This is a genomic window from Pyxidicoccus sp. M6 (assembly GCF_055568925.1).
The window spans coordinates 1,658,641-1,673,484 of record NZ_CM145714.1 but is presented as its reverse complement, the minus strand read 5'-3'; the positions used below and the strand labels follow the sequence as shown (position 1 = coordinate 1,673,484).

At 71.9% G+C, this 14,844-nt stretch carries 8 protein-coding genes; 3 read left to right on the top strand and 5 right to left on the bottom strand.

Translation table 11 applies throughout. From position 1 onward, the window contains the following. Nucleotide 1: 1 nt before the first annotated feature. Nucleotides 2-820, bottom strand: a complete 819-nt coding sequence (locus ACVTJA_RS07070; protein ID WP_465834909.1) for a glutaminyl-peptide cyclotransferase — start codon at nt 818-820, stop codon at nt 2-4. 105 nt (nt 821-925) lie between these two features. Next, the gene (locus ACVTJA_RS07065; RefSeq protein ID WP_465840330.1) at nt 926-1,396 is read right to left on the bottom strand and encodes a response regulator transcription factor; all 471 of its coding nucleotides are present in this window, start codon (nt 1,394-1,396) and stop codon (nt 926-928) included. Between the two features lie 423 nt (nt 1,397-1,819). On the opposite strand from ACVTJA_RS07065, the gene ACVTJA_RS07060 reads away from it, so the two are divergent. Continuing rightward, on the top strand, nt 1,820-3,334 hold the full coding sequence (locus ACVTJA_RS07060; protein WP_465834908.1) for a Do family serine endopeptidase: 1,515 nt from the start codon (nt 1,820-1,822) through the stop codon (nt 3,332-3,334). 132 nt (nt 3,335-3,466) lie between these two features. Here the strand turns inward: ACVTJA_RS07060 and ACVTJA_RS07055 are convergent, their stop codons facing one another. Then, nucleotides 3,467-4,132, bottom strand: a complete 666-nt coding sequence (locus ACVTJA_RS07055; RefSeq protein ID WP_465834906.1) for a hypothetical protein — start codon at nt 4,130-4,132, stop codon at nt 3,467-3,469. A 743-nt stretch (nt 4,133-4,875) separates the two neighbouring features. Between ACVTJA_RS07055 and ACVTJA_RS07050 the strand changes: the two genes are divergently transcribed. Next, the gene (locus tag ACVTJA_RS07050) at nt 4,876-8,895 is read left to right on the top strand and encodes a serine/threonine-protein kinase (protein WP_465834905.1); all 4,020 of its coding nucleotides are present in this window, start codon (nt 4,876-4,878) and stop codon (nt 8,893-8,895) included. On the opposite strand, the gene ACVTJA_RS07045 is transcribed toward ACVTJA_RS07050, so the two are convergent. Together ACVTJA_RS07045 and ACVTJA_RS07040 are read right to left on the bottom strand one after the other, a co-directional pair. After that, nucleotides 8,879-10,678, bottom strand: coding sequence for an OPT/YSL family transporter (locus ACVTJA_RS07045; RefSeq protein WP_465834903.1), 1,800 nt, complete (start codon nt 10,676-10,678; stop codon nt 8,879-8,881). The two genes, ACVTJA_RS07050 and ACVTJA_RS07045, sit on opposite strands and share 17 nt — an antisense overlap. Next, a complete protein-coding gene (locus ACVTJA_RS07040) occupies nt 10,675-12,936 on the bottom strand; it encodes a serine histidine kinase EspA (RefSeq protein WP_465834902.1) in 2,262 nt (753 codons plus the stop codon). Before ACVTJA_RS07040 ends, ACVTJA_RS07045 begins: the two co-directional genes overlap by 4 nt. A gap of 284 nt (nt 12,937-13,220) precedes the next feature. On the opposite strand from ACVTJA_RS07040, the gene ACVTJA_RS07035 reads away from it, so the two are divergent. Further along, nucleotides 13,221-14,630: a serine/threonine-protein kinase gene (locus ACVTJA_RS07035; RefSeq protein ID WP_465834900.1), complete on the top strand. Its 1,410-nt coding sequence runs from the start codon at nt 13,221-13,223 to the stop codon at nt 14,628-14,630. The last annotated feature ends 214 nt before the right edge of the window (nt 14,631-14,844 follow it).

The following is a 14,844-nucleotide window of genomic DNA, read 5'->3' as shown; positions in this document are numbered from 1 at the left end:
CTCAGTTCGAGCCCGGCGCCGGCTCCAGCCGTACCTCGAAGAGCTTGGGCCACAGCTTGCCCGTCATGAACATGCGGCCGGTGCCCGGCTCCACGGCGATGCCGTTGAGCACCGCCTCGGTGCTGCGCAGCTGCGGCGCCACGTTGCGCGTCAGCTCCGACGCGTCGATGACCGCCACCACGTGGCCCGTGTTGGGGTCGATTTCGAGCACCTCCGACGAGTGCCACACGTTGGCGTAGATGACGCCGTTGGCGCACTCCAGCTCGTTGAGCTGGTCCATCGGCTGGCCCTGCAGCGTCACCTCCACCGTGCCCAGCGGGCGGAAGTCGTCCGGCGCGTGGAAGGTCAGCGTGGAGCTGCCATCGCTGCGCACCAGCTTCCCCTCCCAGTAGCACAGGCCCCAGCCGTCACCGTCGTAGTGCGTGGTGCGCTCGCGCTTCGGCGGGTCGCCATGCCACGTGTAGAGCAGCCCCTCCGTCCACGTGAGCTGGTAGAGGCGCTCGCCGTCGCTGGCCAGGCCTTCCGTGAAGATGTCGCCCAGCGCCTCCAGCCACACCGGCTCGGCCTTGTCGAAGGAGAGCTGCCGCAGCGTGCCCTGGTGGCCGGTGCTCTCGTAGAGGCGGCCCTGGTGGAAGACGAGCCCCTGCGTGAAGGCCTCCGTCGAGTGCGGGTACTCGCGGACGATGCGCGCCACGCGCCGCTGCGGCGTGGGGCCTTCCGGCGCTTCCGGCACCGAGCGGTGCGCGGGCGTACACGTCGCGCTCAGCGCGCACAGCGGCAGCACCCACGACGACTTCTGAATGGAGGTGAACCTGTTCATGACTCCGTCCGCGAACGAAACCGCCGCTCGCCCTCGTGCGAAGGCGAGCGTATACCCCGCTCCACCCGCGCTCGCACGCGCGGACCACGGCCTCGATGGGGACTGTCAGCGCGGAGGCGGAACGAGGGCCTCCACCGCGGCGACGAGGTCCTCCATGGCGAAGGGCTTGTTGAGCACGCACGCCGCGCCGAGCTGCTTCGCCTCCGCGTGGAGCTGCGCGTCGCCAAAGGCGGTGATGAGGATGACGGGCGTCGTCCACCCCTCGCGCCGCAGCCGGGCGAGCACCTCCAGGCCCGAGTAGCCCGGCATGCGCACGTCGGTGACGATGAGGTCCGGCACCTGCGTCTGGGGCGCCAGCAGGCCCTCCACAATCGCCTGCACCAGGTTCGGCCCGTCGTGCGCGTCCACCACCTCGTAGCCCCGGCGCATCAGCGCGCGCCGCAGCAGCACGCGCATCTCCGCCTGGTCCTCCGCCACCAGGATGCGGGGCGCCCCGCGCCCGTCCGCCCACTCCCGGGTCGAGCCGGGCCGCGCCCGCGGCGTCTCCTGCTCATTCACGCTGTCTTCCGGCCCCATCATCAATGTCGGCTCCTTGGGAATTCGTGGTGGGCCCTGGTGACAGAGCATTCGCCATGCCACGCGCTCCCTCTCGGGGAGTGGGGCGTGATTCCCCGCGGAGAAATGCCCCGACCGGGGCACTTTGCCCCGCCCCATTCCTCCCCATCCGGGCCCGCACACGCGCCTCTCTAGAGGAGGACACGCGGTGTCCTTGCGTTGGCCCGGGGCCTGCAATGACTCGCGGCATCGGTTCGGGCGTGGGGCCTCGCACGATGGGCCCCATACCTGATGGCCGCCGCGAGGAGTCGGGGGACGCCTCGCGGGCGGGCATCGCGTCCACCCCTCCAGGTGTGGCTACGCCGCGCGTCTGCTCCACGTCCGAACCGAGGTTTCCACCCCTTTTCCGGCCGGAAGTCACCCGGTCTTCATGGAGAACGAACGATGGCCTGCTCGCTCCCTACCCGCCGACTCCTCGGTGCCCTGGCCCTCCTTCCCGCGGCGACGTTTGGCGCCGCCTGCGGACAGGCCATGGGCTCCCAGACCTCCTCCGCACCCACCGCCGCAATCTCCGCGCCCACGAAGGCGGCCGCCACGCCTGGCGCGTCACCCAACGTGCCCGTGCAGCAGGCGCTCTACAGCCCCGCCGCGTCCGGCGCGCCGGGCACGCTCACCTCGCTGGCGCCGCTGGTGGACGCGGTGAAGGGCGCCGTCGTCAACGTGGAGGTGACGCAGAAGCCCCGCCGCGTCTCCGGCATGCAGGGCTTCCCGCCTGGCATGGCGGAGCGCTTCGGCTTCCCGCCCGGCATGGGCGGCTTCGAGGGCCAGACACCGGGGCGCCAGGGCGCGGGCTCCGGCTTCGTCATCGACGCCAACGGCATCGTCCTCACCAACAACCACGTGGTGGAGGACGCGGACGTGGTGCGCGTGAAGCTGGATGACGGCCGCGCCTTCGACGCGGAGGTGCTCGGCAGGGACCCGCTCACGGACATCGCGCTCATCAAGCTCAAGGGCGCGCCGGGCAACCTGCCCGCCGTGCCACTGGGTGACTCGGACGCGCTGCGCGTGGGCGACGCGGTGATGGCCATCGGCAACCCGTTCGGCCTCGCCTCCAGCGTGAGCGCGGGCATCCTCTCCGCGCGGGCGCGCGACATCCACGCCGGCCCCTATGACGACTTCCTCCAGACGGACGCCGCCATCAACCCGGGCAACTCCGGCGGGCCGCTCTTCAACATGAAGGGTGAAGTGGTGGGCATGAACACGGCCATCATCGGCGGGGCCACGGGCATCGGCTTCGCGGTGCCCAGCAACCTCATCCGCAACCTGCTGCCGCAGCTCCAGGAGAACGGCGCGGTACGGCGCGGCTGGCTGGGCCTGTCCATCCAGGACCTCACGCCGGACATTGCGAAGGCGCTGGGCGTGCAGGCGACGAAGGGCGCGGTGGTGGCGGGCGTCAGCCGCGGCGGTCCCGGCGCGCGCGGCGGCCTGCGCGAGGAGGACATCATCACCTCCGTGGACGGCAAGCCGGTGGACTCGGCCGGCGCCCTCACCCGCGCGGTGGCGCTCATCAAGCCGGACACCAAGGTGAAGCTGGACGTGCTGCGCGGCGGCAAGCCGACGACGCTGGACGTGACGCTGGGGACGCGTCCGGCCATGCAGGGCGAGGAGGAGGTCGCTCCGCGCAACGGCACCTCGGCCCAGCGTCAGCGCATCGGCGTGCAGTTGGCGGACACGCAGAACGGCCCGCAGGTGATGGCGGTGGAGCCCGGCAGCCCCGCGGACAAGGGCGGCATCGTGCCCGGCATGATTCTCGTGCAGGTGGGAGACCAGAAGGTCTCGAATGCCGCCGAGGCCGTGCAGGCCTTCTCCTCCGCGAAGCCCGGCGCGGTGCTCGTGCGCGTGCGCGCGCCCGACTCCGACACCGCCCTGCTGCGCGCGGTGGAAGTGCCGGAGCGCTGAGGCACCAGGGCTCGCAGCCCGCTCGAACGCTGACGAATCCGGCACCGGGCGGACTGCGAGCCCCCACCCTGTCGTCACAATGCCCGGCAGTCCAGCCAGGCAAGCACGACCGGGTAAACGGTTGCTCCGGTCTCACCGCACATCGAGGAGCAGGCAGGAAGGCTCATCATGTCCAGGGGTCGCAAAGAACTGGAAGGGCATGACTCGGGGCAGCGCGCCGAAGGCCTCCTCCCTGGTAGCCCGCTGCAATGCCATCCGGGCACATTGAAGTGAACGTACGACCAGCAGCTTCTTGAGAGGGACGAAGGCGTCCGCGCGACGGAGTTCCTCATCCTCGGCAAGCTCAAGCAATGCATCTCCGAGCGCCCCCAGCTCGAACCCACCGCAACTATCAAAGTTCGTTGCGCCGAAATCCAACTGATTATCCGACTCCGTCTCCGAATAGCTGTGGTGGATGGCCCCTTCGCCCCACACCGTTTGAGGCACATAGGGATGCACTTCGGCCCCTGCCCAGTAGAAACGGATGGCTGACAATGGGCGAATCCTCGCCATGCGCCCACCGGCGCGCTCCTCCCAGATGTACGCCTCCGAGTTGAGATGGCGAGGCTGGCAGTACATGCGGAAGCTCCTCACCAACTGACTGGCCATCGTCGTGACGAGGTCCTCATCCGGGTCCTGAGCGACCAATACCTGCCCACGCACTCGCTCGAAGCTCTCGCTGCGCTGCACTTGCTCGAGCAACCGGGTGGCGGCCCCCTGAAGGTCCCTCAATTCAACATCACGCCACATCATCGCCATCCTTCCTTCGAGGAGTGTACCGAACCGAAATGGCGTCGGAGGTGTACTGGCTGCCGTTGTCGTGGCGGATGGATAGCCCCGTTGCCACGCCCCGACTGTACGCGCCCAAGCGGGCCTTTGTGACGGGCCGGGTAATGGCTCGCAGACGGCTCACCCAAGCTGTTCGTAGCGGGGGCGGGCCAAGCGGATCGCAGTCCGGGGCAGTCAGGGCGGCGGTCCGTTCACCCTGGAGACAGTTGGAAGAATCGCGGCCAGCAGGTGGGCTGAGCGCCTACCCGGCCGGTCATCCCGTGCATCCTCGCGCGCCCACGAGCACCGCCACCGTGGTGCGCCCAGGGACGCGCGAGGACGAGCTACCGGAGAGTCGACATGGACAGGTTGAGAGAGTGAGTGCGGCTGCATCGCATGGGGACGGGTGCGCGCGAAGTGGCACGGCTGTTGGGCATGGGTTCGGAGCCTCCACGCTTCGGTTGAGGCCCTCGGCGCACGTCTCGACGGATGACCGGGCGGCGGATGTCGCCGTCCTGGAAGCGAAGCTGCACCCGCTGGTGCGACGCGACGGCCGCTTCCAGCGCGGCCCCTGCCATGGGGACTGTACGGGCGTGCGCGCTGAAGTAACGATGGAAAAGCCTGCTTCCTTCGAAGTCCTTGCCCATGTCCTGGGCGGAGACGACCCACCGGGTCACCTCGCGTCCGTCCGCCCGATTCTGAAACGGCGTGGCACCTGACGTAGAGTGCCGTCCGTGCCGCGTTGCCAGACATGCGGGCGGCGCTGGGAGGGTTCCCACGCGCCGTGCCCGCCGAGCCCGCCGCCTCCGGGGGGAGACGCGCCGTCCGACGTGTCCGCCACGCTGCCCGCGGTCCCTGGCTACCAGGTGGAGCGGGTGGTGGCGCACGGGGGCTTCGGCGTGCTGCTGGGCGCGTGGCGCGCGTCGGACGGCAAGCGCGTGGCCATCAAGGTGGCCCGCAGCGGCAACGCGCTGGCCCGCGCGCAGCTCTCCCGCGAGTCCGAGGCGCTCAAGGTGCTGGGCCCGCCCACCGTGCCCGCCCTCTACGAGTCCGGCACCCTCCCCAACGGCGTGCGCTTCCTCGCCATGGAGTTCGTGACGCTGCCCACGCTGGCCGAGCGCCTGGAGCGTGCCTCGGGGCCGCTGCCCGCGGAGGAACTGGCCTCGCGCGCCCTCGCCGTGGTGGACACCGTGGCCGCCGTCCACGCGCGCGGGCTGGCCCACTGTGACTTGAAGCCGGAGCACCTCTTCCTCGACGAGGTGGCGGGCAGCGTGCGCGTCTTCGACTTCGGCCTCGTGCGCGGCACGTCCTCTGAGGGCGTGGCGCTGCCGGTGGGGTCCACGCCGAGCGACACGTCCGGCTTCGCCGGCACCGCGGAGTACATGGCGCCCGAGCAGTGCGCCGGCAACCTGGACGTGGACGCGCGCACGGACGTGTACGCGCTGGGCGTGCTCCTCTACGAGATGCTCACCGGCCGGCCGCCCTTCTTCGGCGTCACGCCGGACGTGCTCCAGGCCCACCTGTCGCTGCGGCCACCGCCGCCCTCGGACTTCGCGCCGGTGCCGCCCGCGCTGGAGGAAGTGGTGCTGCGCTGTCTCGCCAAGGAGCGCGCGCGCCGCCCGGAGGACGCCGCCGCGCTGGGCACGCTGCTGCGCGGCGCCTTCGAGCATGCGCACCGCGCCGCCGACACGTCGTCGCCCCGGCCCGTGGCTCCCGGCGAGCCGCGCCCCGCGCAGGTGCGCCGCTCCGTCGCCGTCCTCTTCCTCACCTCGCGCGCCAACCCGGTGTCATTGCAGAAGGCGCTGGCCTCCTATGGCGGCCACATGGCCTTCACGGACGGGCCGCGCATCGCCGCGGTGTTCGACCCGGACGTGGGAGAGAATCCCGTGCGCCGCGCCATGCGCGCCGCGGAAGGGCTGGCCGAGCGCGGGCTGTCCCCGGGCGCGCTGGTGGACGTGTCCGCCGTCACCGTGCAGCGCCGCCCCACCGGCGCGCCGCGCTACCTGGGCGCCATCTTCTCGCGCGACGACCACTACCCCACCGGGCCGGACGCGCACGGCCTCTTGCTGACGCCGGCCGCCGCGGAGGCGGTGCCGGAGGTGCCCTGCATGGAGGTGCCGGGCCTGCGAGGCCTGCTGCGCCCCGCGCCGCCGGGGGCCGCGCCGCGTCCGGACATCACCGTGCTCCAGCTCGGCAGCGAGGTGCTGGTGGGGCGCGAGGGGGAGCTGTCCTCGCTGCTGGAGAGCGCGCGCTCGGCGGTGGGCGAGGCCGCGCCCACCATCATCACCGTGCTGAGCGAGCGGGGCCACGGCAAGAGCCACCTCGCCGCCACGCTGGCGCGCAGGCTCCAGGCGGTGCTGCCGCACGTGCGGGTGTACTCCACGCGCTCGCGCGAGCCGGTGCAGGGCGACCCGGACGGCACGCTGCGCACGCTGCTGCGCTGCGCGCTGAGCGCCTTCGAGCGCGAGGACACGGACACCGAGGAGCAGGGCCACGCGGCGATTCAGCAGCGGCTGGGGCCCACGCTGGCCTCGGAGTTGTGGCCCGGCGTGGCCGCCACGCTGGGCTGGTACGCGCCCGGCGGGCCGGAGCTGCAGAGCTGGGCCGCGGCACCCGGCGCGCTGCGCTCGCTGGCCATGCGCGCCACGGGTGAGCTGCTGGCCGCCAACGCGCGCGAGCGTCCGCTGTGCCTCATCGTCGACGACGCGCACTTCGCCGAGGAGACGGCGCTGGACGCGCTCGAGTACGCGTGCCTCGCGGAGGCCAGCGTCCCGCTATGGATATGCGTGCTGGCGCGGCCGGGCTTCGAGAGGAGCCGCCCCACGTGGGGCACCCGCGCCGCGCGGCAGGCCACGGTGTCCCTCCCCGCGCTGCCCGCGGACCAGGCCCAGCAGCTCTGCCGCATGCTGCTCAAGCCGGTGGAGAACGTGCCCGCGCAGGCGGTGGAGCGAATCGTCGAGCGCGCCCAGCACGTGCCCCTCTACGTGGTGGAGCTGGTGCGTGGCCTCAAGCGCCAGGGGCTGGTGCGCCAGCGCGCGCCGGGCGGGAGCTGGTACCTCGTCACCGACGGGCTGGAGAAGGTGCCGGAGCTGCGGCTGGTGGAGTGGCTCGCGGACCGTGAGTTGGGCGCGCTGCCTCCGTCGCTCGCGGCGCACGCGCGGCTGTGCGCGCTGTTGGGCACGGACTTCACCGCCGCCACCGCCGAGGGCGTGGTGCGCGAATTGGAGCGCGACGGCGCGGCGGGCGGCTTCCCGCTGGACGCGGGCCATGCCACGAAGCGGCTGTTGGACTCCGGCCTGCTGGTGGCGCACCGTCAGGAGGGGCTGAGCTTCCGCAACGAATTGCTGCGCGAGGCGGTGGCGGCCACCCTGCCCGCCGCCGAGCGCCAGCGCATCCACCACGCCGCGTACCGCTACTACCTGGGCGCCGCGGGCTCCAGCGAGCGTCAGCGCCTGCCCCGCCTCGCGCTGCACGCCGCCGCCGCCGGCCTGCGGGACGAGGCCGCCGCGCTCTCCATCGATTTGGCCGAGTCCGCGCGAGGCCGCCACGCCTTCCTGGACGCGGAGGCCATGTACACGCGCGCGCTGGAGCTGCTGGAGCCGACGGACGAGTTGCGCTGCCTCACCGCGCTGCGCGGCCGGGGCCTCATGCGCATCCGCATCGGCCGGTATGACGACTCGCTGGCGGACTTCGCCGCCGCGCGCGAGCGGGCCCGCGCCCTGGAGGACACGCGCACGGAGGTGGAGCTGCTGCTGGACGAGGCCATGGCGCTCGACTGGACGAATGACTATGCACGCAGCGAGACGCGCGCGCTGGAGGCGCAGGCCCTGGCCCACCGCGTGGAGTCTCCCTACGTGCAGGCCCGGTTGCTGCTGGCGCTGGGCCGCGCGCAGTTCCGCAAGGGCGAGTGGCAGGAGGCGCGCATGCCGCTCGAGGCCGCCGCCGAGCGCGCGCGCCGGCTGGGCGACGCGGGCTACGAGACGCAGGTGGTGGCGCAGTTGCTGCTCGCCGTCATCCTCCCCAACCTGGGCGACATCGACGAGACGGCCCGGGTGCTCACGGAGGTCATCGACGCGTGCACCGAGCGCGGAGACCGCTTCCACCTGGGCAGCGCCATCAACAACCGCCGCAACCTCTGGGTGGCGCGGAAGGACCTGGCCAGCGCGCTGAAGGACCAGGAGCGCTTCATGCACCTGGGCCGCGAGCTGGGAATGGTGGGCTGGGAATACTTCGCCGAGCACAACCTCGGTGAGCTGCACTACCAGGCGGGCGACGTGGACGCGGCCGCCCCGCACATCGCCCGCGCCATCGCGCTGGAGCGCCGGCACCCGGAGGTGGCACCGCGCCCGTGGGCGCTGCTGCTGCAGGCACGCGCCATGGCGTGGACGGGCCGGCAGGCGCGCGCCCGCGAGCTGCTGGCGCAGGTGCGGCAGGTGCTCGCGGACGGACGGCACGGCGTGGACTTGAGCCCCTCGGAGGAGGTGCTCTTCGCCATGGTGGAGCTGGCCACGCGCGACGCCACGGCGGAGGCATGGCACGCGCTGCGCGAGCGGTCCGCGCAGGTGTCCGTGGAGCAGGAGCCGCTGGAGGTGCTGGAGATGATGGGGCTGGCGGCGCTGCGCCGGGGAGACAGGGACGAGGCCGCGCGCGTGCTTCAGGAGGCGCTGGAGCACGCCATCCACGTGCCCAACCTCATGGAAGGGCGCATCCGCCGCTCGCTGGAGCGAGTGAGGGACATCACCCCTGCTGCATGAAGCCCAGCGCAATCAGCGCGGCGATGAGCACGCCCGTGAGTGACTCACCGGCAATCGCACCCGCGCCCATCGGTGCCACGTTGCGATCCGTCACATCGGGCCAACGCCGCCGCGCCAATGCCATGCCCACCGCCCCCAGGCAGATGGACACGGCATAGAAGGCCGGGAGGATGAAGCCGATGCCCATGGCCAGCGGCAGCGGCAGCCACTTCGCCGCGCGGCTCCGCGCTGTCAGCGTCAGCGCCGCACCCACCGCCGCCGCGATGCCCGCGGCCAGCCCGCCGTAGGGCGGCAGCCCGTCCAGTCCGCGCACGGCCAGCTCCGCCACCGCGCGGAACTGGGTGGCGAACGGCGCTGGCAGCGCCTGCGAGCCCAGGCCATACGCCTTCGCCAGCAGCAGGTACGCCGGCACCGCGACGAGCGAGCCCGCGAGCACGCCCACCAACTGCGCCACCAACTGCCGGCGCGGCGTGGCGCCCAACAGGTGCCCCGACTTGAGCGACCACATGCTGACGCCCGTCTGCGCCGCCGCGCCGGACGTCACCGCGCCCGACGTCACGTTGGGCGCCATCGCCCCCGGCTGCAGCATGCCGAAGACCACCTGCGTAATCTGGCCCATCTGCGACACCGGCGACACGTCCGTCTGCCCCGCGCCGCGCGCGCACACCGCACACAGCGGCAGCACCAGCACGAGCGCCAGCAGCATGTACGGCACGCTCAACCCGAAGAGCATCGCGCCCAGCCCCACCGCCAGCGCGCACGCCGCCAGCCCCGCGCCCAGCGCCCAGCGCGGCAGCGCGTCCGCGCGCCCCAGCGAGCCCACGTCCTTCGCGGCCCGCAGGAAGTCGCGCGCCTGCACGCCCAGCGCCGCCATGGCCGAGCCCACCAGCAGCCCCACGCCCGGCCACGTGAGCCACGTGCCAAGGTCTCCCTCGTAGCCACGGGCCTTCAGCACGCCCGAGCCCTCCAGCCACGGCGCGAGCACGCCCCACCCCACCACCGCCCCGGCCAGCATGCTCACGCCCAGGCGCAGGCCCGTCATCATCCCAATCGCCAACAGCATGGGGCTCCAGCCGATGCCCCACGTCAGGCTCGCCGCGGGCACGCCGCCCAGCGAGCCCGGCATCGCCGTCATCCCCGGCAGCACCTTGAAGGCGTCGCGCAGCGCCGTAATCGTCACGGACACACCGGCCACCACCGCCAGCGGCCACCGGTGCCGCGCGTCGCGGACCTCGGGTTGCGCGGGCGCGTGCATCGCGGTGATGAGCTCCGAGGTGGCGATGCCAGTGGGGAACGGCAGTGCCTCCTCCACCACCAGCCGGCGCCGCAGCACGTGCGCGGCCAGCACCCCCAGCGTCCCCAGCGCCACGCTCCACGCCACCACGCCCCAGCCGGGGACGTCGAGGCCCAGCAGGCTCAGCGCGGGCAGTGCGCCCAAGAGGCCCGCCGCCGCTGGCATCGCGCCCACCGCGGACGCGGCCGTCTGCGTGACGTTGTTCTCCAACGGCGTGTACGGCGAGCCCCGGCGGCGCGACACCGTCGCCAGCGCGCTGAAGCCCAGCACCGCCGCGGTGAGGGAGCCGCTCTCCCACCAGCCCGTCTTCAGCCCCATGTACACGTTGGTGACGGCCAGGAGCCCACCGATGAGCAGCCCCACGCCCAGCGCGCGCGCCGTCAGCTCCCGGGGCGACTCGGACGTCCCGGCCACGGCCGACAGCTTCGGCCGCGCCTCGGCCACCTGCTGCTCGGGAGCGGAGAGCCCGGAGGAGGCCGGAGGGCTCATCGCGCCGCCTCGGCGGAGCGGCCCACCAGCTCACGCAACTGCGTGAGGTCCAGCGGCTTGGAAATCTTGAGGTTCGGCACGTCGCGCAGGAAGGACACCGTGCGCGGGGTGAAGGCGCCTCCCGTCATGAACACCATGCGTCCTGCCTGCTCCGGGGCGCAGCGGCCCAGCTCGTTGTACAGGTCCATGCCCGTCATGCCGGGCATCATCACGTCACACAGGATGAGGTCGAACCGGCTGCCCTCGCTCACCAGCCGCAGCGCGGCCTGCGCGCTGTTGGCCGTGGCCACCTCGTGGTCCGCCGCCAGCGAGCGCTGCAGCGCCAGCGTCACGTTGGGCTCGTCATCCACCACCAGAATCTTCGCCCGCGCGTTGGTCTGCACCGCCGCGGCCAGGCGCGGCAGCACCTCCAGCTCGCGCGTGGCGGCGCGCAGCACCACGCGGAAGGTGCTGCCCCGGCCGGGCTCGCTCTCCGCGTGGATGGAGCCGCCCATGGACTCGATGATGCCGTGGCAGATGGACAGCCCCAGCCCCGTGCCCACGCCCACCGGCTTCGTGGTGAAGAACGGGTCGAAGATGCGGCTCAGCACGTCCGCCGGCATGCCCATGCCGGTGTCGCGCACCTCCACCACCACCTGCCCGCGCTCCTCGGAGCGGATGACCACGCGAATCTCGTGCTCGTTGGCGTGCGGCCCGTCCTCCGGAATGGCCTGCGCCGCGTTGAGCAGCAGGTTGAGGAACACCTGGCACAGCCGGGACTCGCTCGCCTCCACCGGTGGCACCGGCTCGAACTCCGTCACCAGCCGCGCGCGGTGGCGTACGACGTTGTCCGCCATCTTGCACGCCAGCTCCACCGCCCGGCGTACGTCCACCGGCAAGAGCCGCGCCTCCTGCTCGCCGCGCGCGAAGACCTTCAAGTCCCTCACAATCGTGGCGATGCGCTCGGCGCCCTCCGTCGTCTCGCGCACCAACTGCTGGAGCGATGCGATGGGCGCCGCGGGAGCCAGGTGCTCCAGCCGGTCCAACCCCTCGCGGATGAGGTGCAGGTTGACGAGCATGTAGGCCAGCGGGTTGTTGATTTCGTGCGCCACGCCCGCGCCCAGCGTACCCACCGACGCCAGCCGGTCCGCGACGACGAGGTGCGCCTGGAGCTGCTTCCGCTCCGTCGTGTCGCGGTGGACCATGATGTTGGCAATCGCGCGCCCCTCGCTGTCGCGCAGCGGCACCACCACGGACTCGCACCAGCACGTGGTGCCGTCCTTCCTGCGGAACTCCAGCTCTCCGCTCCAGCGCCCCTGCTTCTCCAGCGCGGTGAGCACCTGCGCGGTGGTGCGGTCCGGCTGCTCCGGATTCAGCACACTGAGGAGCGTCTGCCCCAGCGCCTCGGACTTGTTGCGGCCGAACATGCGCTCCGCGCTGGGGTTCCAGTCGATGATGCCGCCGCTCAGGTCCGTAATCACCACGCCGTCGTAGATGCTCTCGAAGATGAGCGACTGGCGTTGCAATTCCTGCTCGGCCTGCTTGCGCGCGGTGATGTCCATCACCGTGCCCGTCACCCGAGCGGGCATGCCGGACGCGTCACACAGCACGTCTCCCTTGCATGAAATCCAGCGCCAGCCACTGCCCTGCGGTTCGATGCGGTACTCCACATCCACCTGCGTCTTCTTCTCCAGCGCCGTGCGCAGCACCTCGCGCACGCGCGGCAGGTCCGAGGGGTGCACCACCTCGTCCAGCTCCATGGCGCGCCCGGACAGCTTCCCGACGGCCAGGCCCAGGAGCCGGTCCACCTGCTCGCTCCACGTCACCCGGCCGGACTGCGCGTTCCAGTCCCAGATGCCCACGCGCGCGGCGGAGAGCGCCTGGCGCAACTGCTCCTCGCGCTGCTCCAGCACCTCGCGCTTGGAGAAGCGGAAGACGGTGACGGTGCCGATCTGCAGCCGGTCTCCCTCCTGGAGCTCGGCGGTGGTGACGGGCACGCCGTTGAGCAGCGTGCCGTTGGTGGACTCGAGGTCCGTGACGTGGCAGGCGCCCTCGTCGGTGCGGATGATGCGCGCGTGCTTGCGCGACACCCCGTGGTCGTCGATGCGCACCGTGGCCTCGGAGCCGCGGCCGATGACGTGCTCACCGGGCTCCAGCCGGAACGCCTTGCCGATGGCGGCGGGCGTGGTGGTGCTGATGAGGATGAGGCAGGCACCGGTGGAAGACGGTGGAGCCAGGGCAAGGCCCGCACACGTCGTGAGGTCGTCCAGAGTCGTCATGTCCACTCCCCCCGGCAGCCACATGCGGCCCCAGCCACCTCCACCAACCCCTGCAGCCGCGCGTGTCGCCACGACCCGAATCCAGCAGCCCCGGCCACTGGCCGTCCAATCCCCGGGGGTGCGGCGGGCAGCCCGAGCATATGACAGCCGACATCCGGCCTGCCCGCAGGGCACCGAGGTGATGGCTGGTGAACGCACGGCCGGCACAGATGCATGCTGGCAAGCGTCCGGGGCCCGTCCCATGCAGTGGGGGCATGGAGGAATGGTGGTAGTGTCGTCCACCCATGGCGGCGGACTCCGAGAGTACCTTCCGCATCCAGGCCCGGTCGGACCTCGGCGCCTTCGAGCGGGAGCGCAGCGAGACGACCAAGGCCGAACGCGGGCCCGGCACGCTCGCCGGTGAGTATGTGCTCAAGGCGCTGCTCGCCTCTGGTGGACACGGCAGCGTCTACGAGGCCGAGCACCGCATCCTCGGCCGCAGGGCCGCGGTGAAGGTGCTGCACCCGCACCTCGCGGACCAGGGAGAGATGCTCAAGCGCTTCGTGCGCGAGGCGCGCGTGGTGAACCAGATTCGCCACCCCAACATCGTCGACGTGTACGACTTCGGCCTCATGCCGGACGGCAGCCCGTACTACGTCATGGAGCTGCTGACGGGGCGCACGCTGAGCCAGGTCGTCCAGGAGCGCGGCAGGCTGTCCGCGTCACGCGCGCTCGCCTACCTGGAGCCGGTGTGCGCGGCGTTGGAGGCGGCGCACAAGGCCGGCGTCGTCCACCGCGACCTGAAGGCCAGCAACGTCCTCGTCATGGAGGAGGGCGAGCGCCCCCGGGTGAAGCTGCTCGACTTCGGCATCGCCAAGCTGCTGAGCGCGGAGGCTTCACAGGAAGGCCTCACCATCGCCGGCCAGCGGCTGGGCACCGCGCACGCCATGGCGCCCGAGCAGTTCCGCGGCGGCCCCATCGGCCCGCACACGGACATCTACGCGCTGGGCGTGCTGTTGCACCAGCTGCTCACCGGCCGCTACCCCTTCCAGTGCGAGGACCGCATGGAGTTGGAGCGGCTGCACCTGGAGGCCCCCGCGCCCCGGCCCAGCGCGATTGCGCCCGTGTCCCCCGCCGTCGACGCGGTGGTGCTGCGCTGCCTGGAGAAGGACGGCAGCCGCCGCTACGGCAGCGTGGGCGTCTTCCTCGCCGCGCTCAGCGAGGCCGCGGAGGAGCCCGTGCAGCCCGCGCGCCGCACGCGGCTGGCGCTCGCCGTCCACTGCGAGGTGGTGCTCGCCTCGGCCGCGCAGGACGACGACGCCGTCTACGCCGTGCTCGCGGACGTGCTGGACGGGCTGGAGCAGGGCCTGCGCGGCGGAGGCTTCCTCCTCGCGCTCCAGTCCGGCACCACGCTGCTCGCCGTGCGCCCGCTGGAGAATGGCGCGCCCAGCCCGGAGCGCACCGCGTACCTGCGCGAGGCGGAGAACTCGCTGCGCATCCTCCAGCAGGCCGCGCAGAAGCTCGCCGACCCCGTCGGCGCCCACGTCCACCTGTGCATGCACCTGGGCCAGGCGGAGACGCGCGGTGAGTCCGGCGAGTCCGAAGTCGTCGGCGGCCCCGTCACCGACGTCGGCGCCTGGCGGCTGCGCGCCGCGGATGGCTTCGCCCTCACGCCGGCCGCCTCTCTCGCGCTGGAGTTCCCAGAGCCCGAGTAACACCCGCAATACATGTAAATTAGTGAGTCTAAGACAACCCGTTTTGCAGCTCACACAGCGGGTGTTTGCATTTGAAACCAGATGGCAATTATTTACCCTGGTCGCATTTCATCTCACCGCCCAGCCCCCTCACACTGGCTTCACCTGCCGGCGACAGCGTTTTTGTTTGTCTTCGCTGCAACTGGTGGGCGCCACGGCGGCCAGTCTCTGGCCG